The organism is Nocardia sp. NPDC041819, assembly GCF_055590505.1.
In genome coordinates, this window is sequence record NZ_JBVJAP010000014.1 from 65613 (window position 1) to 91140 (window position 25528).

29 protein-coding genes and 1 tRNA gene are annotated in these 25528 nt (G+C 69.3%); 20 read left to right on the plus strand and 10 right to left on the minus strand.

Features of this window, described 5'->3' with window-relative positions; genetic code table 11:
- Positions 1-8: 8 nt before the first annotated feature.
- Together ACZ6DL_RS30145 and ACZ6DL_RS30150 are read right to left on the minus strand one after the other, a co-directional pair.
- Entirely contained in the window at positions 9-470 is a 462-nt protein-coding gene (locus ACZ6DL_RS30145) for a hypothetical protein (RefSeq protein WP_357041635.1), read from the minus strand.
- Positions 471-749: 279 nt separating this feature from the next.
- Positions 750-1268, minus strand: a complete 519-nt coding sequence (locus tag ACZ6DL_RS30150; RefSeq protein ID WP_466056180.1) for a nuclear transport factor 2 family protein — start codon at positions 1266-1268, stop codon at positions 750-752.
- A 99-nt stretch (positions 1269-1367) separates the two neighbouring features.
- Between ACZ6DL_RS30150 and ACZ6DL_RS30155 the strand changes: the two genes are divergently transcribed.
- The 6 genes from ACZ6DL_RS30155 (at position 1368) to hisI (ending at position 5607) form a co-directional block, all read left to right on the plus strand.
- The gene (locus tag ACZ6DL_RS30155; protein ID WP_466056182.1) at positions 1368-1829 is read left to right on the plus strand and encodes a MarR family winged helix-turn-helix transcriptional regulator; all 462 of its coding nucleotides are present in this window, start codon (positions 1368-1370) and stop codon (positions 1827-1829) included.
- Between the two features lie 63 nt (positions 1830-1892).
- A complete protein-coding gene (gene priA / locus ACZ6DL_RS30160; protein WP_062970890.1) occupies positions 1893-2624 on the plus strand; it encodes a bifunctional 1-(5-phosphoribosyl)-5-((5-phosphoribosylamino)methylideneamino)imidazole-4-carboxamide isomerase/phosphoribosylanthranilate isomerase PriA in 732 nt (243 codons plus the stop codon).
- Positions 2621-3436 (plus strand): inositol monophosphatase family protein, encoded by an 816-nt coding sequence (locus ACZ6DL_RS30165; protein WP_466056184.1) that lies wholly within the window; start codon positions 2621-2623, stop codon positions 3434-3436. Before priA ends, ACZ6DL_RS30165 begins: the two co-directional genes overlap by 4 nt.
- A gap of 4 nt (positions 3437-3440) precedes the next feature.
- Positions 3441-4214 carry an imidazole glycerol phosphate synthase subunit HisF gene (gene hisF / locus ACZ6DL_RS30170; RefSeq protein WP_466056186.1) on the plus strand — a complete coding sequence of 258 codons (774 nt, stop codon included), beginning with the start codon at positions 3441-3443 and terminating at the stop codon, positions 4212-4214.
- A gap of 59 nt (positions 4215-4273) precedes the next feature.
- The gene (locus ACZ6DL_RS30175; RefSeq protein ID WP_466056188.1) at positions 4274-5218 is read left to right on the plus strand and encodes a TIGR03564 family F420-dependent LLM class oxidoreductase; all 945 of its coding nucleotides are present in this window, start codon (positions 4274-4276) and stop codon (positions 5216-5218) included.
- Between the two features lie 41 nt (positions 5219-5259).
- Positions 5260-5607 carry a phosphoribosyl-AMP cyclohydrolase gene (gene hisI, locus ACZ6DL_RS30180; protein ID WP_357041650.1) on the plus strand — a complete coding sequence of 116 codons (348 nt, stop codon included), beginning with the start codon at positions 5260-5262 and terminating at the stop codon, positions 5605-5607.
- A gap of 12 nt (positions 5608-5619) precedes the next feature.
- On the opposite strand, the gene ACZ6DL_RS30185 is transcribed toward hisI, so the two are convergent.
- The 4 genes from ACZ6DL_RS30185 to ACZ6DL_RS30200 all read right to left on the minus strand — a co-directional run bounded on the left by ACZ6DL_RS30185 (position 5620) and on the right by ACZ6DL_RS30200 (position 7821).
- Positions 5620-6135 carry a MarR family winged helix-turn-helix transcriptional regulator gene (locus ACZ6DL_RS30185; protein ID WP_466056189.1) on the minus strand — a complete coding sequence of 172 codons (516 nt, stop codon included), beginning with the start codon at positions 6133-6135 and terminating at the stop codon, positions 5620-5622.
- 144 nt (positions 6136-6279) lie between these two features.
- Positions 6280-6834, minus strand: a complete 555-nt coding sequence (locus ACZ6DL_RS30190; RefSeq protein WP_466056191.1) for a permease — start codon at positions 6832-6834, stop codon at positions 6280-6282.
- A gap of 63 nt (positions 6835-6897) precedes the next feature.
- Entirely contained in the window at positions 6898-7353 is a 456-nt protein-coding gene (locus tag ACZ6DL_RS30195; RefSeq protein WP_391471337.1) for a peroxiredoxin, read from the minus strand.
- Positions 7354-7509: 156 nt separating this feature from the next.
- Positions 7510-7821, minus strand: coding sequence for a hypothetical protein (locus tag ACZ6DL_RS30200; RefSeq protein WP_040866030.1), 312 nt, complete (start codon positions 7819-7821; stop codon positions 7510-7512).
- Positions 7822-8009: 188 nt separating this feature from the next.
- Between ACZ6DL_RS30200 and ACZ6DL_RS30205 the strand changes: the two genes are divergently transcribed.
- The 11 genes from ACZ6DL_RS30205 to ACZ6DL_RS30255 all read left to right on the plus strand — a co-directional run bounded on the left by ACZ6DL_RS30205 (position 8010) and on the right by ACZ6DL_RS30255 (position 19807).
- The gene (locus ACZ6DL_RS30205) at positions 8010-9575 is read left to right on the plus strand and encodes an anthranilate synthase component I (protein ID WP_466056193.1); all 1566 of its coding nucleotides are present in this window, start codon (positions 8010-8012) and stop codon (positions 9573-9575) included.
- Positions 9572-10396 carry a TIGR02234 family membrane protein gene (locus ACZ6DL_RS30210; protein ID WP_466056195.1) on the plus strand — a complete coding sequence of 275 codons (825 nt, stop codon included), beginning with the start codon at positions 9572-9574 and terminating at the stop codon, positions 10394-10396. The genes ACZ6DL_RS30205 and ACZ6DL_RS30210 overlap by 4 nt, the downstream gene beginning before the upstream one ends.
- 183 nt (positions 10397-10579) lie before the next feature.
- Positions 10580-11398 carry an indole-3-glycerol phosphate synthase TrpC gene (gene trpC / locus ACZ6DL_RS30215; protein ID WP_062970871.1) on the plus strand — a complete coding sequence of 273 codons (819 nt, stop codon included), beginning with the start codon at positions 10580-10582 and terminating at the stop codon, positions 11396-11398.
- A 5-nt stretch (positions 11399-11403) separates the two neighbouring features.
- Complete coding sequence (gene trpB / locus ACZ6DL_RS30220) at positions 11404-12663, plus strand: tryptophan synthase subunit beta (RefSeq protein WP_466056197.1); 1260 nt, start codon at positions 11404-11406, stop codon at positions 12661-12663.
- The gene (gene trpA, locus ACZ6DL_RS30225) at positions 12660-13460 is read left to right on the plus strand and encodes a tryptophan synthase subunit alpha (protein WP_357041671.1); all 801 of its coding nucleotides are present in this window, start codon (positions 12660-12662) and stop codon (positions 13458-13460) included. Before trpB ends, trpA begins: the two co-directional genes overlap by 4 nt.
- A 370-nt stretch (positions 13461-13830) precedes the next feature.
- Positions 13831-14973, plus strand: coding sequence for a prolipoprotein diacylglyceryl transferase (gene lgt / locus ACZ6DL_RS30230; RefSeq protein ID WP_466056199.1), 1143 nt, complete (start codon positions 13831-13833; stop codon positions 14971-14973).
- Positions 14974-15230: 257 nt separating this feature from the next.
- The gene (locus ACZ6DL_RS30235; RefSeq protein WP_466056201.1) at positions 15231-15764 is read left to right on the plus strand and encodes a TM2 domain-containing protein; all 534 of its coding nucleotides are present in this window, start codon (positions 15231-15233) and stop codon (positions 15762-15764) included.
- Positions 15765-15943: 179 nt separating this feature from the next.
- The gene (locus tag ACZ6DL_RS30240) at positions 15944-16696 is read left to right on the plus strand and encodes an amino acid ABC transporter substrate-binding protein (RefSeq protein WP_466056203.1); all 753 of its coding nucleotides are present in this window, start codon (positions 15944-15946) and stop codon (positions 16694-16696) included.
- Positions 16697-16708: 12 nt separating this feature from the next.
- A complete protein-coding gene (locus tag ACZ6DL_RS30245; protein ID WP_466056204.1) occupies positions 16709-17377 on the plus strand; it encodes an amino acid ABC transporter permease in 669 nt (222 codons plus the stop codon).
- 103 nt (positions 17378-17480) lie between these two features.
- Complete coding sequence (gene pyk, locus ACZ6DL_RS30250; RefSeq protein ID WP_174371804.1) at positions 17481-18899, plus strand: pyruvate kinase; 1419 nt, start codon at positions 17481-17483, stop codon at positions 18897-18899.
- Between the two features lie 89 nt (positions 18900-18988).
- On the plus strand, positions 18989-19807 hold the full coding sequence (locus ACZ6DL_RS30255) for an acyl-CoA thioesterase (protein WP_393238441.1): 819 nt from the start codon (positions 18989-18991) through the stop codon (positions 19805-19807).
- Here the strand turns inward: ACZ6DL_RS30255 and ACZ6DL_RS30260 are convergent.
- The 3 genes from ACZ6DL_RS30260 to ACZ6DL_RS30270 form a co-directional block, all read right to left on the minus strand.
- Positions 19804-20229 carry a hypothetical protein gene (locus ACZ6DL_RS30260; RefSeq protein WP_357041688.1) on the minus strand — a complete coding sequence of 142 codons (426 nt, stop codon included), beginning with the start codon at positions 20227-20229 and terminating at the stop codon, positions 19804-19806. The genes ACZ6DL_RS30255 and ACZ6DL_RS30260 overlap by 4 nt on opposite strands.
- Before the next feature lie 156 nt (positions 20230-20385).
- Positions 20386-21006: an arsenate reductase/protein-tyrosine-phosphatase family protein gene (locus tag ACZ6DL_RS30265; protein ID WP_466056206.1), complete on the minus strand. Its 621-nt coding sequence runs from the start codon at positions 21004-21006 to the stop codon at positions 20386-20388.
- A gap of 245 nt (positions 21007-21251) precedes the next feature.
- Positions 21252-21764, minus strand: a complete 513-nt coding sequence (locus ACZ6DL_RS30270) for a monooxygenase family protein (RefSeq protein WP_466056208.1) — start codon at positions 21762-21764, stop codon at positions 21252-21254.
- Positions 21765-22203: 439 nt separating this feature from the next.
- Between ACZ6DL_RS30270 and ACZ6DL_RS30275 the strand changes: the two genes are divergently transcribed.
- On the plus strand, positions 22204-22500 hold the full coding sequence (locus ACZ6DL_RS30275; RefSeq protein WP_466056210.1) for a hypothetical protein: 297 nt from the start codon (positions 22204-22206) through the stop codon (positions 22498-22500).
- A gap of 600 nt (positions 22501-23100) precedes the next feature.
- On the opposite strand, the gene ACZ6DL_RS30280 is transcribed toward ACZ6DL_RS30275, so the two are convergent.
- Positions 23101-23187, minus strand: a tRNA-Leu gene (locus ACZ6DL_RS30280).
- A 224-nt stretch (positions 23188-23411) separates the two neighbouring features.
- Here ACZ6DL_RS30280 and ACZ6DL_RS30285 point away from each other — a divergent pair.
- Positions 23412-24029, plus strand: coding sequence for an ANTAR domain-containing response regulator (locus ACZ6DL_RS30285; protein ID WP_040866041.1), 618 nt, complete (start codon positions 23412-23414; stop codon positions 24027-24029).
- A 184-nt stretch (positions 24030-24213) separates the two neighbouring features.
- Entirely contained in the window at positions 24214-25455 is a 1242-nt protein-coding gene (locus tag ACZ6DL_RS30290) for a branched-chain amino acid ABC transporter substrate-binding protein (protein WP_466056211.1), read from the plus strand.
- Positions 25456-25528: the final 73 nt, after the last annotated feature.

The following is a 25528-nucleotide window of genomic DNA, read 5'->3' on the forward strand; positions in this document are numbered from 1 at the left end:
CGCCGCGGTCAGTGCTTGCGGACCTTGCTGACCAGCCAGCGTCCGTCGACGTTGTCCACCGTCACGGTCATCGCCATGCGGCTGGTCTGCGGCAGACCGTCGGTCTCATCGCTGGTCACCGTCCGTACCACGTCGACGTCCACCTCGGCCCGGTTGTCGTCGCCGGAGACGATGCGGCAGTCGGCCGAGTTCGCCTCGGCGCGGCTGTGCGCGGCCTCGGCACTGGATTGGATGTTGGCGCGGAAGTTCTCGAACTCGGCGCGGAACTCTCCGGTGCTGAGGTCGAGCATCCGGCGGGCGTGTTCGCCGAACCGCGCGTAGTCGTAGGTCGCCGCGGCGGAGCCGAATTCGCATCCCGCCAGGCGCGCCTCCTCGGGCGCGGCGGCGTTGGCGGCGGGTGCGGCGACGAAGGCCGCGAAGCAGGCTGCTGCCGAAAGCGACAGGGCGGCAGCGATTTCAGATCGTGACATGCACTTCCTCGGTGCGAAAGGGAAGCGGCGACCGGGATGATCGCCGAGCGGAGACGTTACCTGCCGCACCGCCTGTGCCGCGGTTATGCCGACGACCTGGCTGGTAGGTCCGGGCATACGCCGACCCGTCTTCGGGGCTCGCTGCGGATTCGCGAGTGACCGTCCGGTCCTGCGGTCGACGGGGTTCGGTGATCAAACGGCTACCCGGTGGGACGCGTGCGGGGCGCAGTGCGCGTTGCTCGCCCTCCGCTGTCACCGCACGCGTGCTCGCCGCGCCGATCAAGGACGCGTGCCGGTGGACCAGATCGGGGTGGTCCGCACCCGGGACAGCCGCCAGCCCTCCGCGGTGCGGACCGCGTCGAAACGGTAGACCTCGCCGAGGGTGTACTGCGGCCGCGGAATCGTCCCGTCGGAGGAGGCGGGTGCGAAAGTGGCGATCAAGTTGGCCCGCACGTCGGCCGCGTCGCCGCGCAGATCGATCAGCACGTTGCCGATCACGTGCTGAATGCGTTTGTCCTCGCCGTGGTTGCGGCTCGCCTGGGCGATCAGCGCCTCGCGCCCCTCGGCCGTGCCGCCGGGCGTCTTCGCGGTCGCGTCCGGGGTGTAGATCGCCCGCAGTTCCTCGAAGCGGCCCTCGTCCAACGCGCGGCCGAGCCGATCGACCAGAGCGGTGATCTGCGCGCGGTCGAGCATCTCGCGCACCTCCGGCGTGGGACTCGCGGCGGCGGAGGCGCAGGCTGCGGTCAGGGCGGCCAGCGGGAGAACGAGCAGGGGGAGGGCTGAGCGAATCTTGCGCATCGAAGTCGCCTTCCGAACGGAACGTTGGCGTGTCCAACGTTGGTATCTCCAACGTAACGGATCGTGGGTGCTGCCAACAAGTCTTGTTAGAGTGGCCGCATGGACATCGCGCACGAAGACGCCGCAGGACGGCTCCGCGTCCTGCCCACCAGGCTGGTCAATCAGGTCGCGCTGGTGGCGAATCGGGCGACCGAGCGGGCGCTGGAGCCCACCGGCTCCCGGCGGCACCATTACGCGCTGCTGGCCACGCTCGGTGAGTTCGGTCCGGCCAGCCAGGCGGAGCTGGGCAGGCGCACCCGTATCGACCGCAGTGACGTGGTCGCGGCGGTGAACGATCTCGCCGCCCGCGGGCTGGTCGAGCGCAACCCCGACGCCGCCGACCGCCGCCGCAACATCGTCACGCTCACCGCGGCGGGCGCGCGTCACCTCGACGATCTCGACGAGCGCCTGAAGGTCGCCCAGGACGAATTGCTCGCGGGGTTCTCCGAGCGCGATCGGCAGACGCTGGTCACGCTGCTGACCCGCATCCTGGACGCGCACGCGGCAGGCCCGCCGCGGTGATCGACGTCCCATCCGCCCAGGCCCTGCACTCGGACGCGGCCGGGTAACCACTAGGCTGCTCTCGTGAGTCTTGTGCTGCTACCCGCCGTCGATGTCGCCAACGGAGAGGCTGTGCGCCTCGTGCAAGGAGAGGCCGGCAGCGAAACCAGCTACGGCTCGCCTCGCGAGGCGGCGCTGGCCTGGCAGGAAGCCGGCGCGGAATGGGTGCATCTGGTCGACCTGGACGCGGCGTTCGGTCGCGGCTCGAATCGGGAGCTGCTGGCGGGCGTGGTCGGTGAGCTCGACGTCAAGGTGGAACTGTCCGGCGGCATCCGCGACGACGAGAGCCTCGAGGCGGCCCTGTCCACCGGCTGCGCCCGGGTGAATCTCGGCACCGCCGCGCTGGAGGACCCGGTCTGGTGCGCGAAGGCCATCGCCCGGCACGGCGAGCGCATCGCGGTCGGCCTCGACGTGCGCATCATCGACGGCGAGTACCGGCTGCGCGGGCGCGGCTGGGTCAGCGACGGCGGCGACCTGTGGGAGGTGCTCGAGCGCTTGGAGCGCGACGGCTGCTCGCGTTACGTCGTGACCGACGTGACCAAGGACGGCACGCTCACCGGCCCGAACCTCGACCTGCTGCGCGAAGTCTGCGCGGCCACCGACGCACCCGTCATCGCCTCCGGCGGCGTGTCCACCATCGCGGACCTGGTCGCGATCGCCGAACTCGTGCCCGACGGCGTCGAGGGGTCGATCGTCGGCAAGGCGCTCTACGCGGGCCGGTTCACCCTGCCCGAGGCGCTGGCCGCGGTGAGATGACCCGGGAACTGTCGAACCTGCTCGCGGCGGCGAGCGAGGTCCTGGATTCGGTGCGTTCGCGGTTCGTCGAGGGTATCGGCGCGCCGAGCGCGGTCGAGAAGGGCCGCAATGATTTCGCCACGGAACTCGACCTGGAGCTGGAGCGCACCGTCTCCGCCGAGTTGCTGCGCCGCACCGGGATCGAGGTGCACGGCGAGGAGTTCGGCGGACCGCAGCTCACCTCCGGCACCGCATGGGTGCTCGACCCGATCGACGGCACGTTCAACTACTCCTCCGGGCATCCGCTCTCGGGCATGCTGCTCGCGCTGGTCCGCGACGGGGAACCGGTGCTGGGACTGACCTGGCTGCCGCTGCTCGGCCGCCGCTACGCCGCCATGGCCGGGGGCCCCGTGCTGCTGGACGGGCAGCCGCTGCCGCCGCTGCCGCGCGGGAAACTCGCCGAGGCCATGATCGGTTTCGGCGCGTTCAACGTGGACGCGCACGGCCGCATCCCCGGACAATTCCGCTTCGACCTGCTCGGACCGCTGAGCAGGCTGTCCTCCCGGGTGCGCATGCACGGCTCGACCGGCATCGATCTGGCGTTCACCGCCTCCGGCGTGCTCGGCGGCGCGATCGTGTTCGGGCACCATCCCTGGGACAACGCGGCGGGCGTCGCCTTGGTGCGCGCGGCGGGCGGCGTGGTCACCGACCTGGTGGGCAGGCCGTGGACCATCACCTCCGGCTCCGTGCTCGCGGCCGCGCCCGGCGTGCACGAGGAACTGCTCGACATGATCTGCACGGTCGCCGATCCGGCGGCCGCGGAGGAAGGGTGAGGCAATGACGTTGGCCGTACGGGTGATCCCGTGTCTGGACGTCGACGCGGGCCGGGTGGTCAAGGGCGTCAACTTCGAGAACCTGCGCGACGCGGGTGATCCCGTCGAACTGGCCGCCCTCTACGACGCCCAGGGCGCCGACGAGCTGACCTTCCTCGACGTGACCGCCTCCACCGGTGATCGAGGCACGATGATCGACGTGGTGACCCGCACCGCCGAGCAGATCTTCATCCCGCTCACCGTCGGCGGCGGGGTGCGCACGGTCGAGGACGTGGACCGCCTGCTGCGCGCGGGCGCGGACAAGGTCTCGGTGAACACCGCCGCGATCGCGCGGCCGGAGGTGCTGCGCGAGATGTCCGAGCGCTTCGGCTCCCAGTGCATCGTGCTGTCGGTGGACGCGCGCACCGTGCCGGAAGGGCAGCCGGACACGCCCTCCGGCTGGGAGGTCACCACGCACGGCGGCAAACGCGGCACCGGCATAGACGCCGTCGAATGGGCGGTGCGCGGCGCCGAACTCGGCGTCGGCGAGATCCTGCTCAACTCCATGGACGCCGACGGCACCAAGGCCGGTTTCGACCTGCCGATGATCCGCGCCGTGCGGAAGGCGGTGACGGTCCCGGTGATCGCCAGCGGGGGCGCGGGCGCGGTCGAGCACTTCGCCCCGGCCGTGCACGCGGGCGCCGACGCCGTGCTCGCCGCCAGCGTGTTCCACTTCGGCGATCTCACCATCGGCCAGGTCAAGGATTCGATGCGGGCGGAGAAGATCGTCATCCGGTAGCGGTTGGCGGAAATCCGCCGAGCCGGAAGGCGCTTCGCGGCAGCGCGGTTGCATCGGGCATGAGCATCGGAATCGCGCTGTCCCCGTTCGCCCTCGACGCCACGGGCAATGCCGTGGACGCGGCGGTGTCGCTGGGTGCGACGGCGGCCGCCGCCGGTTTGTCGTCGCTGTGGCTCGGCCAGACGTTCACCCATGACGCCATCGCGCTGGCCGGGATCGTCGGCCGTGCCGTGCCCGGACTCGCTGTCGGCACCTCCGCGGTGCCGATCACGGCGCGTCATCCGCTGCTGATCTCCGGGCAGGCGCAGACCGCACAGGCGGCCACCGCCGGCCGGTTCACCCTCGGACTCGGCCTCGGCGCGGCATCCTTCGCGGCCCCCGTGTTCGGCGGATCCTTCGATCGGCCGATCACCCGGCTGCGCGAGTTCCTCACCGCGCTGCGCACCGTGCTGCACACCGGCACGGTGGATTTCCACGGCGAGACGCTCACCGCCGCCGCCCCGCTGACCGCCGCGGTGGCCGGGGCGCGTCCACCCGTGCCGCTCCTGGTGGCCGCCATGGGACCGCAGGCGCTGCGCGTCACCGGCGAGCTGGCCGACGGCACCCTGCCCTTCCTGGTCGGCCCCGAGGCGCTGGCCGAGCACATCGTCGCGCCGCTCACCGCCGCCGCCGAGCGGGCGGGCCGGCCCGCGCCGCGGGTCGCCGTGCTGGTCCCCGGCGTGGTCACCGCCGACCTGGACACCGCGCGGGCGGCGGCCGCCGCCCAGACGGCGTTGTACGACGACATCCCCTCCTATGCCCGGGTGATCGAGCTGTCCGGGGCGGCACGGGCGGCGGAACTCGTGGTGATCGGTGACGAGGAGCTGATCGCGGCCCGTGTCGCGGAGTACTTCGCGGCGGGCGCGACGGAGGTGATCTTCTCGCAGACCGATCTGACCACCCCGGAGGACCAGCGGCGCACCTGGGAGGTGCTCGGCGAACTCCAGCGCTCCCGGGTGCGCTGACCGGGTACTCCGCGCCACGGCGCCCCTGTTATAACGGTGCCATGAGTCTCGATCCCGCTATCGCCGCCCGTCTCAAGCGCAACGACGCCGGGCTGGTCTCGGCCGTCGCGCAGGAACGCGCCACCGGTGACGTGCTGATGGTCGCGTGGATGGACGACGAGGCGCTGGCGCGCACGCTGGAAACCCGTAAGGCGACGTACTATTCGCGCTCCCGTCAGCAGTACTGGGTCAAAGGGGAGACTTCCGGCCACACCCAGTACGTGCACGAAGTGCGGCTCGACTGTGACGGCGACACGATCCTGCTGGTCGTCGATCAAGCGGGGGCGGCCTGCCATACCGGCACGCACACCTGCTTCGACTCGGATGTGCTCCTGGCCCCGCGATCCTGAGCAGGCGCCGGGCTAGCCTCCGTTCGGGCGTTGGTCGTCCGTCGCCGGGGTGAGTCCGCCGAGCTGGTCGAGTTGGTCGAGCGCGTCGACGAGCCGCTCGGCCAGCAGTTCGCCCAGATCGGCGACCTGGGCCTTCTGCGCGTCGTCCAAGCCGTCGAAAACCAGGTGCCGCACGGCCGCCAGATATCCGGGCGCGGCCTCTACGACCTTCAGGTACCCGTCGTCGGTGAGCACGGCATGCACGCCGCGTCGGCCCGCGGTCGCCGAGCGCTGTGCCCAGCCCATCCGCTCCAGCTTGGAAACCACGTGTGACAAGCGCGATAGCGATGCATTTGCCTTGTGGGCAAGCTCACTCATCTGCAGTCGGTGGCCCGGTTCCTCCGACAACAGGGTCAGTACCCAGTACTCGAAATGCGTCACGCCGGACTCGCGCTGGAGCTGGGTGTCCAGAGCCCCTGGCAGTCGCGTCATCAGCGCCACGATCGCACGCCAAGCGCGTTGTTCGACCGGGTCGAGCCACTTCGTCACTGTGTGCCTTCTTTCAAGCCAAGTGACGTGGTTTTGTTCGTTGTCCTAGTGATTGTCGAGAAGCTTGTGCACAGTCACCCGCGACAACGAGTTTGCCACGACTTCGCTCGACCGTCATAAAGATGCCGCATGACGTGAGTTCACTCACACGCCGCTCGCAGGCGTCTCCTCGGCCTTCGGTCGGCGCGGGTGCGTGCGCCGCCACCGGCGCAGCAGTAACAGCGCTACCGCGAGCAGGAGCAGCAGCACCGCGACGACGGCACCGGTGAGCGCGGCGCCACGGAAGGCGGGCCCGTCGACATCCAGGATCCGTTCGCCCGCGTGGGCGGCGCTGCTGTTGCCGAGCACGATGGTCAGCGTCATCAGGTTGGGCAGCGCGAACAGGATGGCGACGACCCCGGCCGCACCGGCGAGAAACTTGCCGGCCTTGCGCCGCCACACCAGCACGGCGAACAGCAGCAGGAAAAGGGTGACGATGGTGCAGATCCCGCCGAAGAACAGGCCCCAGCCGATGCCCTTGGCGAAACTGCCGTGCACCATCGATCCCACCCGCTGCGCCCACCAGCGCGGAATGAACGCGGACAGGATGAAATAGAGAACGACGAGGACGGCCAGCAGCACGGCGCCGCCGATGATCCGGGTGCGCCAGACCGCTGCGGTGGGTTTGCCCTCGCCGGGCTGGACCTCGGTCGAAGTCATGGATCCAGCGTAGGCCGCACCGCGGCCCGGCAGTGGCTGCGCGGCCGCGGCGCGCCGCGCGGTCTACCTGGTGCGCAGGTAGTTCAGGGCTTCGTCGGCGTGCACCGCGGCGCGCAACTCGCCGGTGATGATCTTGCGAATGGTGCGGTCTGTGTCGATGACGAACGTTTGCCGCTTCACCGGCGCGAGTTTGCCGAGCAGTCCGCGCTTCACGCCGAACTTCGCGGCGACGGCGCCGTCGGCGTCGGAGAGCAACGGATAACCGAGGCGCTGCTTGTCCGCGAACCCGGCCTGGGTGTCCACGTTGTCGGTGCTGATGCCGACGCAGGTGGCGCCGAGTGCGGCGAACTCGGCGGCGAGGTCACGGAAATGACATGCCTCGGCCGTGCACACGGGCGTATTGGCGGCGGGATAGAAGAAGAGGACCAGGGGGCCGTCCGCCAGCAGCGCGTCGAGCGAGCGGGGGGTGCCGGACTGATCGGGAAGCTCGAAAGCGGGGGCGAGCTGTCCTTGCTGCATAGTCGGAAAGCCTACCGGGCGCTTGGTTGAATCGGGTATCCCGCTCTCCGGCGGCGGCGGTCGGGGAAACCATGCTCCGTTGCTCGTGCCCGTCGAGGCGCCGCCCGCGCTCCGATCGCCGCGCTGGTGGCCGGGCACGAGCCGATGGTGTGGCGGCTACGCGCCGATGAGCGCTGCCACCTCAGGGTTCTTGATCGCCATCACATCGAGGATGCCGTGGGCTCGCAGGAACGGCCGAAGCTCTTTGATGCGGTGGCTGTGGACGGCGTATTCGTCGGGAAAACGATTCTTGTCCAGGGACTCCAGTGCTTTGACGTAGGTGACGAAGGACGCGAGCGCGTTGCTCGGAGCACCCTGGGGGTAGGCCGGATGGCCGGTGGCCCCTGGGTGCGGGGCGTGCGGGCGCGGGACGCTGTGGTTCGGGATGTGCCGAGGACCCTCGGGCGCTACCGATTGCGAGGGGTACATCAGTTGTCTCCTCTCGAGATGGATACCGCATGCGACGTGGAACGCCGCGAGTGTAGTGAGCGCCGCCACACGTCCGGCGGCCGCGTGAGAACCGGACGGTCGACCTGATTTGTCGCGTTTGTCGCGTACGGCCCCGTGTCACCGGCACCGCTCACCGGTCGATCGGCCCGGCCTGGGATGATGAGTGCATGCCAGGCGCGTCCACTCCCACCACCACGACCCGCGAACAGTTCCATCAACTGGCCGCGGAGCACCGGGTGGTCCCGGTGACCCGAAAGGTCTTGGCGGACTCCGAGACTCCGCTGTCGGCCTACCGCAAACTCGCGGCCGACCGGGCGGGCACCTTCTTGTTCGAGTCCGCGGAGAACGGCCGGTCGTGGTCGCGCTGGTCGTTCATCGGCGCGGGGAGCCCGTCGGCGCTGACCGTGGTGGACGGCGAGGCGGCCTGGTTGGGCAGCGTCCCGGCCGACGCGCCCTCCGGCGGCGATCCGCTGGTCGCGCTGCGCGAGACGCTGGAACTGCTGCGCACCGAGCGCCTGCCCGGACTGCCGCCACTGACCGGCGGCATGGTCGGGTACCTCGGCTACGACGCGGTGCGCCGGATGGAGCGGCTGCCCAGCCTGGCGCTGGACGACTTGCGGCTGCCGGAGATGGTCCTGCTGCTCGCCACCGACCTGGCCGCGTTCGACCACCACGAGGGCGCCATCACGCTGATCGCCAACGCGGTCAACTGGAACGGCACCGCCGAGCGAGTCGACGAGGCCTACGACGACGCGGTGGCCCGGCTGGACCGGATGACCGCCGCGCTCGGCGCGCCGGCCGAATCCACCGTGTCGGTCTTCGACCAGCCCGAGCCGCGGTACCGGCGCAGGCGCACCACCGAGGAGTTCGGCGCGGGCGTGCGCCGCCTGGTCAAGGAGATCGAGGCGGGCGAGGCGTTCCAGGTGGTGCTGTCCCAGCGTTTCGAGATGGACTACGACGGGTCGCCGATCGACCTGTACCGGATGCTGCGCGCGTCCAATCCCAGCCCGTACATGTATCTGCTGCACATCCCGGACGGCCAAGGCGGCACCGCGTTCTCCATCGTCGGCTCCAGCCCGGAATCGCTGGTCACCGTGAAAGACGGTGTGGCGACGACCCATCCGATCGCGGGCACCCGCTGGCGGGGCGGCACCGAGGAGGAGGACCTGCTGCTGGAGAAGGGCCTGCTCGCCGACGAGAAGGAGAACGCCGAGCACCTCATGCTCGTCGACCTCGGCCGCAACGACCTGGGCCGGGTGTGCGAGCCGGGCACGGTGCGGGTCACCGAATACCGGCACATCGAGCGCTACAGCCATGTCATGCACCTGGTGTCCACGGTGTCGGGCCGGTTGGCGCCCGGCCGGATCGCGCTGGACGCGGTGCGGGCGTGCTTCCCGGCGGGCACCCTGTCCGGTGCGCCCAAGGTGCGCGCGATGGAACTGATCGAGGAACTCGAACCGACCCGGCGCGGCGTCTACGGCGGCGTGGTCGGGTACCTCGACTTCGCCGGTGACGCCGATACCGCCATCGCCATCCGCACCGCGCTGCTGAAGGACGGCACGGCCTACGTGCAGGCGGGCGCGGGCGTGGTCGCGGACTCGAATCCGGAATACGAGGACGTGGAGTCGCGCAACAAGGCGATGGCGGTGCTGAAGGCGGTCGCGGCGGCCGGAACGGTGCGGGCCTACGGCACGGAGCCGGAGCCGGATGCGGCGGACGGCGGATCGCTATGACAGCTGCCCGTCCCGAAGACGAACCCGGCCCGGCGCGGGAGTCCGCCCCGGAGACCGGCGGGCCGGAAGCCGGTCCAGCCGCATCGGATTCCGCCGCCCGCGCCGAGCCGCCGGACACGGGAAGCGAGTCGCGCCGGAGATACCCGGTGGCCCCGGTCGCGCTGCTCGCCGTCGCCGCCGCCGCGCTGTGGGCGTCGTCCCGGATGACCTGGGTGACCGTCAGCTCCTCCGACGGACTCACCCAGCCCCGCACCGATCACCTCGACGGCGGGGTGTGGTTCGGCGCGCTCACGCCGCTGGCGCTGGTGCTGCTCGCGTCGATCGCGGCCGTACTGGCCACCAGGGGCTGGTTGCGCCGCCTGGTCGGCGTGCTGATCGCGTTGGTCGCGGCGGTGGCGGCGGTGCCCGCGTTCGCGCTGCTGACCGATTCCGGCAAGATCACCGAGCGGGCCGCGACACTAGCCGAGCTCCCGGCCCGCGCCCAGGTGGAGACGGCGACCACGTCGGCGTTCCCGGCCGTGCTCGCGCTGCTCGGCGCGCTCGCGGCGTTCGGGGCGGGCGCGCTGCTGGCCCGGATGCCCGCCGAGGCGGCACGGATGTCGGGCAAGTACGACAACCCGGTCTTCCGGCGCGCCGCCGCCACCGCGGAGGTCGCGCAGCGGCGCGCGCAATCCCCGGACGATGTGTCCTCGCCCCAGCTGTCCGAGCGCGTGCTGTGGGACGCGCTGGACGCCGGGACCGACCCGACCGACGAGCCCGCTGCCGGGCCGTCGGCTCCGGAGGACCCGGAGCACGGTGAGGCGGACCGACGTGGCCGCTGAGCTGTTCCCGCACGGCGGGTGTGGCGGGTACCACCTTGCGCGGAGCCCTTCCGCATGGTTGAACCCGAGCCCCGGCGCATCAGCGCCCGGTAGGTCCATTTATTCTTTGTCAGCATCGGTGAGACAGCGCCTGGGGGGATTCTCAGGTAGCAAGTCCGTCTCCCCAGAAAGGATTCGAGCCAGATGACGGTACTCGACTCGATTCTCGACGGGGTCCGCGCGGATGTGGCCGCTCGGGAAGCCCTTCTCGACTTCCAGGCGGTCAAGGCGGCCGCCGCGGCCGCGCCCGCGCCGCTGGACGCCCGCGCGGCGCTGCTCGAGGACGGCATCGGCGTGATCGCCGAGGTCAAGCGGGCAAGCCCGTCCAAGGGCGAGCTGGCGGACATCCCGGACCCGGCGAGCCTGGCCAAGTCCTACGAGGACGGCGGCGCGCGGATCATCAGCGTGCTCACCGAGGGCCGCCGCTTCAACGGGTCGCTCGACGACCTGGACGCGGTCCGCGCCACGGTGAACATCCCGATCCTGCGCAAGGACTTCGTCGTCGGCCCCTACCAGATCCACGAGGCGCGCGCGCACGGCGCGGACGTCATCCTGCTGATCGTCGCGGCACTGGAGCAGGACGTGCTGTCCTCCCTGATCGACCGCACCGAGTCGCTCGGCATGACCGCGCTGGTCGAGGTGCACACCGAGGAGGAGGCCGACCGCGCGCTGGAGGCGGGCGCGTCGGTGATCGGTGTGAACGCCCGCAACCTCAAGACGCTCGAGGTCGACCGCGACGTGTTCGCGCGGATCGCGCCCGGACTGCCCACCGAGGTCATCCGGATCGCCGAATCCGGCATCCGCGGCACCGCCGACCTGCTGGCCTACGCGGGCGCGGGCGCGGACGCCGTTCTCGTCGGCGAGGGCTTGGTGACCAGTGGCGACCCCCGCGCGGCGGTCTCGGAACTGGTGACCGCGGGTACCCACCCGTCCTGCCCGAAGCCGGCACGGCGGGGCCGGTGACCGGCGTGGCAGCGGTACCACAGGCCAGTGACGGCGTCGCCCAGCGCAGCGGCCACGAGCCCGATGTGGGCGGGCACTTCGGCGTCTACGGCGGCAGGCACGTCCCCGAGGCCCTGATGGCCGTCATCGAGGAGGTGACCGCCGAATACGAGAAGTCCCGGATCGACGAGTCCTTCCTCAACGAGCTGGACCGGTTGCAGCGTGACTACACCGGGCGCCCGTCGCCGGTGTTCGAGTGCACGCGGCTGGCGGAGCACGCGGGCGGCGCGCGCATCCTGCTCAAGCGCGAAGACCTGAACCACACCGGCTCGCACAAGATCAACAACGTGCTCGGCCAGGCGCTGCTCGCCAAGCGGATGGGCAAGACCAGGGTGATCGCGGAGACCGGCGCGGGCCAGCACGGCGTCGCCACGGCCACCGCCTGCGCGCTGCTCGGCCTGGACTGCGTCGTCTATATGGGCGCGGTCGACACCGCCCGCCAGGCGCTGAACGTGGCGCGCATGCGCCTGCTCGGCGCCGAGGTGATCTCGGTGACCTCCGGTTCGCAGACCCTCAAGGACGCCATCAACGAGGCGCTGCGCGACTGGGTGACCAACGCCGACGACACCTACTACTGCTTCGGCACCGCCGCGGGCCCGCACCCGTTCCCGATGCTGGTGCGCGATTTCCAGCGCATCATCGGCATGGAGGCTCGTGCCCAGGTGCAGGCCGCCACCGGCGGGCTGCCCGACGCGGTCGTCGCCTGCGTCGGCGGCGGATCCAATGCCATCGGCATCTTCCACGCGTTCCTCGACGACGCCGGCGTCCGGCTGATCGGCTACGAAGCGGCCGGCGACGGCGTCGACACCGGCAGGCACGCGGCTACCTTCACCGGCGGCACGCCAGGAGCGTTCCAGGGCGCCTACTCGTACCTGCTGCAGGACGAGGACGGCCAGACCATCGAGTCGCATTCGATCTCGGCGGGCCTGGACTATCCGGGTGTCGGCCCGGAGCACGCCTACCTCAAGGACGTGGGCCGCGCCGAGTACCGGCCGATCACCGACACCGAGGCGATGGACGCGCTGCTGCTGCTCAGCCGCACCGAGGGCATCATCCCCGCGATCGAGTCGGCACACGCGGTGGCAGGCGCGCTGCAACTGGGCAAGGAACTCGGCCCCGGCGCGGTCATCCTGGTGAACCTCTCGGGCCGCGGTGACAAAGACATGGACACGGCAGCGCGGTGGTTCGGGCTGTTCGACGACGAGCCGAAGGAGGAGGGCCGGTGAGCCAGCAGTCCCGCTTGGCGAACACCTTCGCCGCCTGCCGCGCCGAAGGCCGCGCGGCGCTGATCGGCTACCTGCCCGCCGGCTACCCCGATCTGGCCGGTTCGATCGAGGTCGTGCGCGCCATGGTCGACGCCGGATGCGACATCATCGAGGTCGGCGTCGCCTACTCCGATCCGGTGATGGACGGCCCGACCATCCAGGCCGCCGCCGAGCAGGCACTGCGCGGTGGCGTGCGGGTGCGCGACGTGTTCACGGTGGTCGAGGCGATCACCGGCGCGGGCGGCAAGGCCGTCGTGATGAGCTACTGGAACCCCGTGCTCAAGTACGGCGTGGATCGCTTCGCGCGGGATCTGGCCGCCGCGGGCGGCGCGGGCATCATCACCCCCAACCTGATCCCGGAGGAGGCCGACGACTGGTTCGTCGCCTCGTCCACGCACAACCTGGACCGCATCTTCCTGGTCGCGCCGTCGTCCACCGAGGAGCGCCTGGTGAAAACGCTCGAGGCCAGCCGCGGCTTCGTCTACGCGGCTTCGACCATGGGCGTCACCGGCGCCCGGGACGTGGTGTCCTCGGCCGCGCCCGCCCTGTGCGCGCGGATCCGGACGCACTCCGACATCCCGATCGGCGTCGGGCTCGGCGTCCGCTCGGGCGAGCAGGCCGCCGAGATCGCGTCCTTCGCCGATGGCGTGATCGTCGGCTCGGCGCTGGTGAGCGCGGCGGGACAGGGTCTCGATGCCGTCCGGGCACTGACGGCGGAACTCGCCGAAGGCGTGCGCTCGGCCACCGTGGCGTCCTAGGAAGGCGGTTCGGCCCGGCGGCGAAATCGGCCCGGCCCCGCCGCTGTACCCACCCAGATGGGGTAACGCACCCCGGCGGCCTGCCCCTGGTCGGCCTCGTCCTGTGGTGCCCTGGTCGCCGCTGTGACACGAGACCAGCGATCCAGTCCGGCCACCCGGACGCGCACAAGCCGGTGCACCGGATGGCGTGCCTCCTGTCGAAGACGTGCAATCCACGGGAGTGCGCTCGGCCGCTCTCGCCCGATGAGGGGAACTCCCGGGGCTACCGGCGGGCGGGCACGTCCGGACGGCGCCGCGATGGCGCGCCCCACCACGACAAGGGCGGTGCGGTGTTGGCGTGGCGGCCGAGCTTCTCCGCTACGGTGACCCCGTGACGTTACGAGTCCTCGCAGACAGTGTCCTGGCCGACGGCGGCGTCAGCGGCGCCCTGCTGGCCTACATCCCCAGCCCCGCGCGGGGCGTGTGGCAGCTCGGGCCGTTCCCGCTGCGGGCCTACGCCCTGTGCATCATCCTCGGCATCGTCGTCGCGATCTGGTGGGGCGAACGGCGCTGGCGCGCACGCGGCGGGCAGCCCGGCGCGATCCTGGACGTCGCAATGTTCGCGGTGCCGTTCGGTCTGGTCGGCGGCAGGCTCTACCACGTGGCCACCGACTGGCAGAAGTACTTCGGCGCGGACGGGAATCCGGTCGACGCGCTGAAGATCTACCAAGGCGGGCTCGGCATCTGGGGCGCGGTGCTGCTCGGCGGCATCGGGGCGTGGATCGGCTGCCGGGTGTACCGGATCCCGCTGCCCGCCCTGGGCGACGCGGTCGCCCCGCCGATCCTGCTCGCCCAGGCCATTGGCAGGCTCGGCAACTACTTCAACCAGGAACTGTACGGCCGCGAGACCGACCTGCCCTGGGGCCTGGAGATCTACCGGCGGGTGGGCGACGACGGCAGGCTCGACATGATGAACGGCGCCTCCACCGGCGTGGTCGACAAGATCGTGCATCCCACCTTCCTGTACGAACTGCTGTGGAACGTGCTCGTCGTCGTGCTGCTGGTGTACGTGGACAAGCGTTTCCGGATCGGGCACGGCCGCCTGTTCGCGCTGTACGTCGCCGGCTACTGCTTCGGCCGGTTCTTCATCGAGCTGATGCGCGCCGACGAGGCGACGAAGATCGCGGGCATCCGGATCAACTCGTTCACCTCCGCCGTCGTATTCCTTGCCGCGATCGCCTACTTCGTGTTCGCGACGAAGGGCCGCGAAACGCCCGGGCAGCTGCAACCCGGCGCGAGCCCGCGGCCGTGGCCGTGGCAGATCCGCGCCCTGCGCGCCGCAGGGGCGGCGCCCGGAAAGTCCGCGCCGATCAGCGAATCCACGACCGGCATCGATGCGCCGACGGCCGAGAGCGCGGTGGCCGAGGCCGAGTCCGGCTCGGCGGAACCGGGCGGGCAGCAGGCGGCCGAGACCGACGAGTCTTCCCGGACCGCCTCGGAGAAGGCCGATTCGGGAAAGTCGGCGTCCGACTAGAACTGATCGCCCGGTACGGCCGGGACGCCGAAGGGCACGGTTCTCGACTCGACCCGGCACCGTCGGCACAGAATCGCCGCGGCGGCAACGTTCGGGTGATCCGTCGCGATAACTGTGCGCGGGGCCGAATGCCACCGGGGCGACAACCAGGTCGATCCCCGTGACAATGGCTCGTGATCGTCGCGAAACGGCAGTTCGGCGATTCAGCAGGACCGGGGGCCGACCAGAGGGTGCCCGCACGACCGAGGAGGACCTGAGTGACCGACCCTTACCAGCAGAATCCGGAAACCGGTGGCCCGCAGTACGGCCCGCCCGGCACCGGTCCCGATCTGACCAAGCGGCTGGACGCGCAGAACCAGCCGCAGTACAGCGCCCCGTCGGACCCCTACGGCCAGCCGCAGTTCAGCGCGCCGTCGGACCCCTACGGTCAGCCCCAGTACGGCCAGCCCGTCGATCCCTACGGTCAACAGCCGGTGGGCTACCCGGGCGTCCCCTACCCGGTCGGGCCGCAGGGCTACAACCCCAACGATCCGGAGGCACCCTGGGGCCGTGACCCTTTCGGTGTACCGCTGTCCGACAAGCAGAAGCTCGTCGCGGGACTCCTGCAGATCTTCCTGGGCAGTTTCGGCGTCGGCCGCTTCTACCTCGGGTACACCGGCCTGGGCGTAGCTCAGCTGGTCGTCGGCATCCTCACCTGCTTCACCGTCGGCTGGATCTGGGGCATCGTCGACGGCGTCCTGATGCTCACCGGCAAGGTGCCGGACAGCAACGGCCGCCCGCTGCGCGACTGATCTCGGCGGAACCGGCAGGCGGGAGCGGGGTGCCCGCCTCCCGGTCGACGCGGGTGACAGCGCTGCGCAACTCTTCCGCGCACCATGATCGCGATACTGTCGCTCGTGGCGGTCCGGGCGTAGCATGACCGGATTCGCGTGCCGTGTGTGGAACGCCACGCACCGAAGAGAGGGATTCCGTGCGCCGTAAGTTGTTCGCCGCCGCCGTGCTCGCCGTCCTCGCCGCCACCGGACTGACCGCGTGCGGCGGGAGCGACCCGAACGTGCTGAAGGTCGGTACCGAGGGCACCTACACCCCGTTCAGCTACCAGGGCTCCGACGGCAAGCTCACCGGCTACGACGTCGAGGTGATCCAGGCGGTCGGCGACAAACTCGGCAAGAAGGTCGAATTCGTGCAGACGCCGTGGGACGCCATCTTCGCCGGCCTGGAGTCCAAGCGCTTCGATCTGGTGGCGAATCAGGTGACCGTGAACGACGAGCGCACGGCGGAATACGCGCTGTCGGCGCCCTACACCACCTCGGCGGGCGTGATCGTCACCCGCGCCGACAACAACGCCGTCACCGGGCTTGCCGACCTCGCCGGGAAGACCTGCGCGCAGTCGGCCACCAGCAACTGGAGCAAGGTCGCCACCGACGCGGGCGCGAAGGTCGAGGCCGTGGAGGGCTTCGTGCAGGCCATCCAGCTGCTGAAGAACGGCCGCGTGGACGCCACCGTCAACGACAACCTGGCCGTCGCGGAGTACACCGCGAAGACCGGTGACACCAGCGTGAAGATCGCCGCCCGGACCGGATCGGTGAGCAAGCAGGCGTTCGCTGCGCGCAAGGGTGACGCGCTGATCACCGACGTCGACAACGCGCTGAATCAGCTGCGCGCCGACGGCACGCTGGCGAAGATCTCCGAGAAGTATTTCGGCACCGACGTCAGCCGGTAGCCGACATCGTTCATGGACGCCGCCACCCGGAATCTCATCTGGCACAACCTGTGGCCGATGCTGCAGGCCACCCTCACCAAGACCCTGCCGCTCACCGCGATCAGCTTCGCCATCGGCCTGGCGCTCGCGCTGTTCGTCGCGCTGGCCAGGATGTCGCCGCTGTGGCCGCTGTCGGCGGCGGCCCGCTGCTACATCTCGATCATTCGCGGCACACCGCTGCTGGTGCAGTTGTTCATCGTGTTCTACGCGCTGCCGCAGTTCGGCATTGTGATCGATCCGTTTCCCGCCGCGGTGATCGCGTTCAGTCTCAACGTCGGCGGCTACGCGGCCGAAGTGGTGCGGGCCGCCATCCTGAGCGTCGCGGCGGGGCAGTGGGAGGCGGCGCAGGCGCTCGGCATGTCGTATCCCTTGATGCTGCGGCAGATCATCCTGCCGCAGGCCGCGCGCATCGCCGTACCGCCGCTGTCGAATACGCTGATCTCCCTGGTGAAGGACACCTCGCTGGCCTCGACCATCCTGGTGACCGAGCTGCTGCGCGTCGCCCAGCTCGCCGCCGCGCCGACGTTCGATTTCTTCGCGCTCTACGGGGTCGCGGCGCTGTACTACTGGGTGATCTGCCTGATCCTCGGGTTCGGGCAGACCCGGCTGGAAACGAGGTTGGCCCGTCATGTCGCCCGATGAGTATCCGTTTGTACCTGCCGTGTGGCTGTCGTTCATATTTTTCACCAAGGTTTCACCGTGGCCACGGCGGGACCTGCCCACCGAGCGGGACTAGGCTCTACTCGTGATGCGACGGACGAAGATTGTGTGCACGCTCGGCCCGGCCACTGCCACCGAGGACCGTATCCGCGAACTCGTCGAGAGCGGCATGGACGTGGCTCGGCTGAACTTCAGCCACGGCGAGCACAGCGACCATGCCGAGAACTACAAGAAGGTGCGTCAGGCGGCCGACCACCTCGGCCGGGCGGTCGGCATTCTCGCCGACCTGCAGGGCCCCAAGATTCGCCTGGGGCGCTTCCTGGAAGGCAGAACCGTCTGGGCGACGGGCGAAGAGGTCCGCATCACCGTCGACGACGTCGACGGGACCCACGACCGCGTGTCCACCACCTACAAGGAGCTGGCGCAGGACGCCAAGGCCGGCGACCGCCTGCTGGTCGACGACGGCAAGGTGGGCCTCACCGTCACTCGCGTCGACGGTAACGACGTGGTCTGCCGGGTCACCGAGGGCGGACCGGTCTCCAACAACAAGGGCGTCTCGCTGCCGGGCATGGATGTGTCGGTGCCCGCGCTGTCGGAGAAGGACATCGAGGACCTGGAATTCGCGCTGAAGCTCGGGGTGGACTTCATCGCGCTGTCGTTCGTGCGGTCCCCGTCCGACGTCGAGCTGGTGCACGACGTGATGGACCGGGTGGGCCGCCGAGTGCCGGTGATCGGCAAGCTGGAGAAGCCGGAGGCGATCGACAACCTGGAGGCCGTGGTGCTGGCCTTCGACGCGGTGATGGTCGCGCGCGGCGATCTCGGTGTCGAACTGCCGCTCGAGCAGGTGCCGATCGTGCAGAAGCGCGCCATCCAGATGGCCCGGGAGAACGCCAAGCCGGTCATCGTCGCCACGCAGATGCTGGAATCGATGATCGAGAACTCCCGCCCCACCCGCGCCGAGGCCTCGGACGTGGCGAACGCGGTGCTCGACGGCGCCGACGCGGTGATGCTGTCGGGCGAGACCTCGGTGGGCAAGTACCCGATCGAGACGGTGCGCACGATGGCGCGCATCGTGCACGCGGTGGAGACCGAATCGACCAGGGTGCCGCCGCTGACCCACGTGCCGCGCACCAAGCGTGGTGTGATCTCCTACGCCGCCCGTGACATCGGCGAGCGGCTCAACGCCAAGGCGCTGGTCGCGTTCACCCAGTCGGGCGACACCGTGCGCCGCCTGGCCCGGCTGCACACTCCGCTGCCGCTGCTGGCGTTCACGCCGCTGCCGGAGGTGCGCAGTCAGCTGGCGCTGACCTGGGGCACCGAGACCTTCATCGTGCCCACGGTCGACAGCACCGACGCCATGATCCACCAGGTGGATGTAGCACTTCTGTCGATGGACCGATACCAGAAGGGTGACCTGGTGGTCATCGTCGCCGGGTCGCCGCCCGGTACCGTCGGTTCCACCAACCTGATCCACGTTCACCGAATCGGTGAGGAGGACCACTAGTGAGTGCTTCCCTGAGCAGCCCCATCGCGGATCCACACGCGCCGCGCTCCGACCTGGATGTGCTGCTCGGCCTGCTCGATCTCGAGCAGATGGACGAGGACGTGTTCGTCGGCCAGCACCCGGAGAAGGTGTGGAGCCGGACCTTCGGCGGTCAGCTCGTCTCGCAGGCCATCATCGCGGCGGGCCGGACGGTCGGTGACCGTCCGGTGCACGCCGTCAACGCGCATTTCGTGCGCGGCGGCGATGTGAAGAAGCCGATCGAGTACCGGGTGGACCGGCATCGCGACGGTCGCGCGTTCGCCAACCGCACGGTGACCGCCAGCCAGGACGGCCAGGAGCTGTTCGTGATGCTCGCCGCGTTCCAGGATTGGGGCACGGGGCTCGAGCACGCGCATGCCCAGCCGGACGTACCGGATCCGGAGACGTTGCCCCGGGTGGAGGAGAGCTTCGAAGGCTTGGAGGACAAGCTGGAGATGTTCGTCAAGGCGCCGCATCCGATCGACATGCGCTACACCAACGATCCGGCCTGGATTCTCAAGGGCACCGGGGAGCGGCTCAACCACAACCGCGTGTGGATGCGCGCGGACGGCAGGTTGCCCGACGACCCGCTGATCCATGTGGCGACGCTGGGCTATTCGTCCGACACCACGGTGCTGGACTCGATCATCACCACCCACGGGCTGTCGTGGGGTCTGGACCGCATCGTCGCGGCCACGGTCAACCACTCGATCTGGTTCCACCGCCCGTTCCGTTTCGACGAGTGGGCGCTGTACTGCACCGAGTCACCGGTAGCCGCGGGCTCTCGTGGCCTCGCGACCGGCCGCTTCTACTCCCGCAGTGGCGATCTGCTGGCCACCACGGTGCAAGAGGGACTGATCCGCCACTTCCCGCCGCGGCGTCAGGACTAGAGCAGTTCGCGGTCGCGATCGATGTCCAGATCGACGTCGGTGCGTTGCGATGCGCGGATCGAGACCGGGATCCCGCCTCCCGGCTCGGTTCGCGCCAGCCCCGAGACGGCGTGCAGCAGTTCATGTTCCAATGCGGCCATGTGGGCGCCGGTCAGCTGATCCGGTGCGCCGACCAGACTGAGCGCGATTTCGTAGGTGCCGCGGTTGCCGGGAATTCCACCGGGCGGATCCGCGCGGCAGCCGCTCTCGAGCGCCAGGTGGGCCGGGTCGTCGGCGTCGACCGGCAAGGTGAAGCGCCAGGCGAATACGTCACGGTCGGCGAGGTGGTCGTCGACCACCTCGCGCACGGTGTCGACGACGCGTTCGAGTATTTCCGGTGTCACATAAACATGGAGCGAAACATCCGAAATGCGTTTCGGCATGTCTGATTCCTGTCCTGTGTCGACGCAGCAACGGCGGAGAATGGTGTCCGGCGGGAGTTTAGTGCGTGGGGGAGGGAAAAGGACACAGCCGCGTGGTAACAGGTTGATACGCGGTCTATCCGGGCGCGTTGCCCGGTGCGGTCGTCGCCGCGGCGGTCACCTGGTGCGCTGGGCGGCGAGGAAGGTCGCCAGCGGCGCAGGCGCGCCACCCGGGCGGATCACCAGTCCCCGGCGCTCGTCGTGTGGCCAGCGCGGCTGCTCGTGCGGGGCGAGCGCCAGCAGCAGCGGTACGAGCGCCTCGGCGATGCGATCGCCGACGTCGCAGAAAGCCTGGGCGGACAGCCCCACCGGGTCGGCGATGTTCTCCCGGCCCACCAGCGACAGGTCGTTGCGCGCGCGGTGCAATTCGGCGACCGTGCGCGCGCCGGTGACGTGCGCGATGCGGTGGGCCTCCAGCAGCGTGAAGGTGCGCGCGCCCGCGCCGAAGGCCAAGTCGATCGCCTGCTCGCGAATCTGCTCGGTCATCGTGAGGACCAGGTCGGCCTTATCGATCATCTCCGGCTTCAGGCGACGGGCCCGGAAGTTGCTCGCGTCCGCGCCGAGCCCGGTGATGGTCTGCGCGGCGAGCGGCTCGACCGGAAATCCGACCAAGGCGCGGGTGCCGGCGCTTTCGGCGGTGAGATAGGGGAGATCGTGTTCGACCGCGAGGGCGCGAGTGAGCCGCTCGGCGATCACCGACCGGCAAACATTGCCGTTGCAGACGAACAGGACGTGCATACGGAACACGATAAACGGCGGGGAGGCTACCAGACGGTCCCAAGTCGTTGGTCCCACATATGGGAACAACATATTCATCTGCCCGTAGCGCGCCGTACACGAAGCGCGCCGCTTTCGGCCGCCGGCCTGCGACGTGCGTCACTCCGAAGAGCGGTGCGGTGCGATTCTATTCATGGCGGTACCCCGGGGCTCACGCGCTCAAACGCTGCTTTGTGATTTCCTTGTGATGTGACAGCCCGCGCGGATTACTCGGATTCGCCGCTGTAGTAGATGGATTCGGGCACGACCGGTTCGACCTCGGGCGGACTGCCCTCGACTCGGCCGCGGGTGGAGAACCGGTGACCACGTGAGGCGACGACGGGCGCGAACCGCGCCAGTCCCGTCGCCGGGTCCATGTCGTCGTACATCGCGTCGATGCCGCCGCGGGCGAAGTAGGCCTCGTGCCAGAACCCGGTGCCCCCGGAGTCGCGCAGGAACTTCTGCCACCAGTCCCGATGTGGCGCCGTCCGGGTCCACGCTTCGAGACTGTCCAGATCGCGCCAGTACTGCCGCGCGCCCCAGTGCGGCGGGAACAGCGCCCACACGACGTCTTCGTGCAGCAACAACCCGTCCGGCCGATCTTTGTGCGAGCGATAGAGTTTGGGCCCCAGCCCGAGCAGCCGCAGCATCCCCCTCGGCCGCCGCACCCGCATGCCGATGTAGATAACCACCAGATCCGGATACCCGGACAGATCCACAGTGGTCCTGTTCACTCGCATCGCATACCTCACCGCCCGGCCGTCGATGCCGCTACATGGACAACGATCCACCAACCGTATCGGTTCGATGAAGACCGAACTCCGGTTACTCGTGACTGCGCCGCCGCGTCGTCGATCACCCACCGCCGACATGCGAGCCGATGGAGCCGCGCTCCAACCGACGCACCGGGCCCGGCGAGCGGGCTCACAGCGACGGTGTGAAGGGGTCCACCGATCCGCGCGCCAGACGCGTGGAATCGAGGGAATCGGCTGCTGCCGAAACATCACCTATCTCCCCTCCTCCCCCCCCCCCCCCCCCCACCACCCCCTCCTGCCCCCCCCTCCCGGGGGGGGGGGGGGGGGGCCTCGGCGGCCGCTGATGCATAGAGGGTGGAGGCTGCATCGGTGTACGGGGCCGCCCCCCGCGCTCGCCACTTCTGTTCGAGGAGGCCAGTTTTCGATGACGATCGTAGGACAGTGCCGCCCACCTCAAAAGGAAAGCCGGGACCAGACCGGTGGCAATTCCGATGATGAGAACGCCGAGCAAGGTGCCCAGAACATTTTCGTACGGCGGAAATCCGGCAGCGAGAACGCCCAGCGCGAGAACCGAGATCATCCAGGCGAATGCGATGTAGTAAAGACCTCGCAGCATTCTTCCGCCCGCCGTGTCGATGCTGCCGATCAACCACATCTCACTGACCTTGTTGCGCTGGCGAACCATCTGCGGCTGGTGCATCGATTGCGCTTGGAGGAGTGATTCCAACGCAGTGGATATTATCGACTCCGCTTTTTTCGAGAATTCAGGGGAATCGCTGCCGTTGGCACCCTTGATCGATTCCCATATTTGTACCGCGGCAAGCTGGTCGTGAGCCGAGCTGACCAACTTGTTCCGGCGTGCCTCCAGGTCGCGAGCCGCCCGGCGCTGCTCCGATATGCCTATCGCCGCTACCAGGCCGGCCGTTATGGGACCTGCCAGAATTGCGACTGTTACTTCCGTCCCATCCATCCGGCGATTCCTCTCCCGCGTGGGGTGAGTCGACGATGACTTGGCCGCAAACTTTTAGCAAATTCTAGCACCGTGGATGTCGCCCGCTGAAGTCTCGAAGCGTGCGGAAGGGCAACCGTGTGTTGCCGAGTTGTGTTCCGCAAAAGGTCACGCGGGCGCTCCAGCGTGCCGGAACGGCTCCCATTTTCTCGGAGCGAGGAATCGGTCTGCCGTCGATGCGCCGGGAACGTGCGAGCCGGCGCTCGCGGACGCCATGCGCTGCCGCCGGGTGGGTTCCGGCCACTGGCGCCGGTGCCGGGATGGGTGGGCGATCGCCCTGCGCGAGCGCGGCGCGGCGTCTGCGTTCCACCTTGGTGCCGAGTGTGGGACTCGAACCCACACGTCCTTTCGGACAACGGTTTTTGAGACCGTCGCGTCTGCCAGTTCCGCCAACTCGGCGCACCGGGTGGCAACTATAGCGGGTCGGGTGGCGTGAGCGCGAATGGGTTGGCCTCCGCGGCGCGAGGGCACGGTTTGCGCAGGGTATATGCGTTCTATGTCGAAGTGAAAGGTACTCTTTACATCACTCGACAGCCCGATGGATGGCCGATGGTCGCCCGGTGCGAGCGCGGCTTTCTTTCGGTTGGGTCGGGACAGGGCATCGGAACCAGAGGGGTCTACCTATGAGCACAGCAGCTGGGGGCACCGGCACCAAGCGGGACGCCGGGGCGAAGCGGGTCGTCGTCGCCGAAGACGAGGCGCTCATTCGCATGGATCTGGTCGAGATGCTGACCGAAGAGGGCTATCAGGTGGTCGGCGAGGCGGGTGACGGCCAGCAGGCGGTGGATCTCGCGGTGGAACACCGGCCGGACCTGGTCATCATGGATGTGAAGATGCCGCGCCGCGACGGCATCGACGCGGCGGCCGAGATCGCGTCGAAACGCGTTGCCCCGGTGGTCATCCTGACCGCGTTCAGTCAGCGCGATCTGGTGGAGCGGGCGCGTGACGCCGGCGCGATGGCCTACCTGGTGAAGCCGTTCACGAAATCGGATCTGGTGCCGGCCATCGAATTGGCGGCCAGCCGCTTCCACGAGATCACCGCGCTGGAGAGCGAGGTCGCGAATCTCGCCGAGCGGCTGGAGACGCGCAAGCTGGTCGAGCGTGCCAAGGGTGTTCTGATGCAGACGCAGGGCCTTTCGGAGCCGCAGGCGTTCAAGTGGATTCAGCGCACCGCAATGGACCGCCGCACCACGATGAAGGCGGTCGCGGAGGTCGTCTTGGAGAACCTGACGCCGAAGTGACCGTGCGCGCGGCGGGAGAATTTACGTAGTCGAAACGTCGCGGTGAAGAAGAATTCGAAACGATGTCGCGCGCATGATCCGAATGTGATGCGGAACTAACGTACCGACGCTATGTTCTGACCGGGCTGATGTCTCGGCCTCCTCGGCGACCCCGGGGGAGCACAGAACTTAGATGAGGTGAAACGTGCTTAGTTCGACATGGCGCAGTCGCTCGACGCGAGCTGTTCTGGCCGTCGGCGCCGCCGCCGCGCTGGTGCTGACCGGTTGTAGCGACAAATCCACCAGCAGCGGTTCGGATTCCTCGGGCACCAACGGCGCGGGCGGCCTGTCCATCCAGCCGCTTCTCCAGGTCGACCAGCAGGGCAAGGAAGTGCCGAAGGCGGACGCGGCCGCGGCGGCCGATCCCGCGGGCGACGGCAAGGCGACCTGCGCGCCTGGTACGGCCATCGCGATGGCGGGTGCGCTGACCGGCCCCGACGCCGCGCTCGGCATCAACATCGTCAACGGTGTCAAGCTCGCCCTGGACAAGCACAACAAGGCCAACCCGGGCTGCAAGATCGAGCTGAAGCAGTTCGACACCGAGGGTGACCCGCAGAAGGCCACCCAGGTGATCCCGCAGATCGTCAACGACCGCTCGATCATCGGGCTGGTCGGTCCCGCCTTCTCCGGCGAGACGAAGGCGACCGGCAAGATCCTCAGCGATGCGGGCCTGGTGTCGGTCACCTCGTCAGCGACCAACGCCACGCTGACCCAGAACGGTTGGACCACCTTCTTCCGTGGTCTCGCCAACGACGACGTGCAGGGTCCCTCGGTGGCGAAGTACCTGGTCAACGGCGCGGGCTACAAGAAGGTCTGCGTTATCCAGGACAACACCGACTACGGCACCGGCCTGGCGAAGTCGATCACCGAGGGCCTCGGCCCCGCCGCCGACCCGGCGTGCGCCGCCAGCATCAAGAAGGGTGACAAGGACTTCTCCGCGACGGTCACCAAGGTCGCGGCCGCGAATCCCGACGCCATCTTCTACTCCGGCTACTACTCCGAGGGCGCGCCGCTGGCCCAGCAGTTGAAGTCCGGTGGGGTGAAGGCGGTCTTCGTCTCCGCCGACGGCACCAACGACCCGCAGTTCGTCGCCCAGGCGGGCAGCGCAGCCAAGGGCGCGAAGCTGTCGTGCCCGTGCGGTCCCGCCCCGGAGAAGTTCGCCGCGGACTACGAGGCGCTCAACGGCCAGGCGCCCGGTGTCTACTCCGTCGAGGCGTACGACCTGACCACGATCCTGGCCAAGGGTATCGACGGCGGTAAGGTCACCCGCCCGGATCTGCTCGACTTTGTACGGACGTACGACGGTGCCGGCCTCGCGCGTCAGTACAAGTGGAACCCGAACGGCGAGCTGACGAACGCGCTGATCTGGGTGTACGAGGTCAAGTAGTCCCGGATCCCGGGCGAACGGCACGTACGGGGGTTCATCCGACTCCCCGTACGTGCCGTTGTTCGGTGGGCGA

Coding starts and splice junctions, on each gene's coding strand:
- ACZ6DL_RS30255 (WP_393238441.1), top strand. CDS start 18,989: ATGGACGAGGACGTGTTCGTCGGCCAGCACCCGGAGAAGGTGTGGAGC.
- ACZ6DL_RS30190 (WP_466056191.1), bottom strand. CDS start 6,834: ATGACTTCGACCGAGGTCCAGCCCGGCGAGGGCAAACCCACCGCAGCG.
- ACZ6DL_RS30205 (WP_466056193.1), top strand. CDS start 8,010: ATGCCAGGCGCGTCCACTCCCACCACCACGACCCGCGAACAGTTCCAT.
- ACZ6DL_RS30245 (WP_466056204.1), top strand. CDS start 16,709: ATGGACGCCGCCACCCGGAATCTCATCTGGCACAACCTGTGGCCGATG.
- ACZ6DL_RS30275 (WP_466056210.1), top strand. CDS start 22,204: ATGACGATCGTAGGACAGTGCCGCCCACCTCAAAAGGAAAGCCGGGAC.
- ACZ6DL_RS30200 (WP_040866030.1), bottom strand. CDS start 7,821: ATGTACCCCTCGCAATCGGTAGCGCCCGAGGGTCCTCGGCACATCCCG.
- ACZ6DL_RS30260 (WP_357041688.1), bottom strand. CDS start 20,229: ATGCCGAAACGCATTTCGGATGTTTCGCTCCATGTTTATGTGACACCG.
- hisF (WP_466056186.1), top strand. CDS start 3,441: ATGACGTTGGCCGTACGGGTGATCCCGTGTCTGGACGTCGACGCGGGC.
- ACZ6DL_RS30210 (WP_466056195.1), top strand. CDS start 9,572: ATGACAGCTGCCCGTCCCGAAGACGAACCCGGCCCGGCGCGGGAGTCC.
- ACZ6DL_RS30265 (WP_466056206.1), bottom strand. CDS start 21,006: ATGCACGTCCTGTTCGTCTGCAACGGCAATGTTTGCCGGTCGGTGATC.
- ACZ6DL_RS30195 (WP_391471337.1), bottom strand. CDS start 7,353: ATGCAGCAAGGACAGCTCGCCCCCGCTTTCGAGCTTCCCGATCAGTCC.
- ACZ6DL_RS30285 (WP_040866041.1), top strand. CDS start 23,412: ATGAGCACAGCAGCTGGGGGCACCGGCACCAAGCGGGACGCCGGGGCG.
- ACZ6DL_RS30150 (WP_466056180.1), bottom strand. CDS start 1,268: ATGCGCAAGATTCGCTCAGCCCTCCCCCTGCTCGTTCTCCCGCTGGCC.
- ACZ6DL_RS30145 (WP_357041635.1), bottom strand. CDS start 470: ATGTCACGATCTGAAATCGCTGCCGCCCTGTCGCTTTCGGCAGCAGCC.
- ACZ6DL_RS30270 (WP_466056208.1), bottom strand. CDS start 21,764: ATGCGAGTGAACAGGACCACTGTGGATCTGTCCGGGTATCCGGATCTG.
- ACZ6DL_RS30165 (WP_466056184.1), top strand. CDS start 2,621: ATGACCCGGGAACTGTCGAACCTGCTCGCGGCGGCGAGCGAGGTCCTG.
- hisI (WP_357041650.1), top strand. CDS start 5,260: ATGAGTCTCGATCCCGCTATCGCCGCCCGTCTCAAGCGCAACGACGCC.
- trpC (WP_062970871.1), top strand. CDS start 10,580: ATGACGGTACTCGACTCGATTCTCGACGGGGTCCGCGCGGATGTGGCC.
- ACZ6DL_RS30175 (WP_466056188.1), top strand. CDS start 4,274: ATGAGCATCGGAATCGCGCTGTCCCCGTTCGCCCTCGACGCCACGGGC.
- ACZ6DL_RS30155 (WP_466056182.1), top strand. CDS start 1,368: ATGGACATCGCGCACGAAGACGCCGCAGGACGGCTCCGCGTCCTGCCC.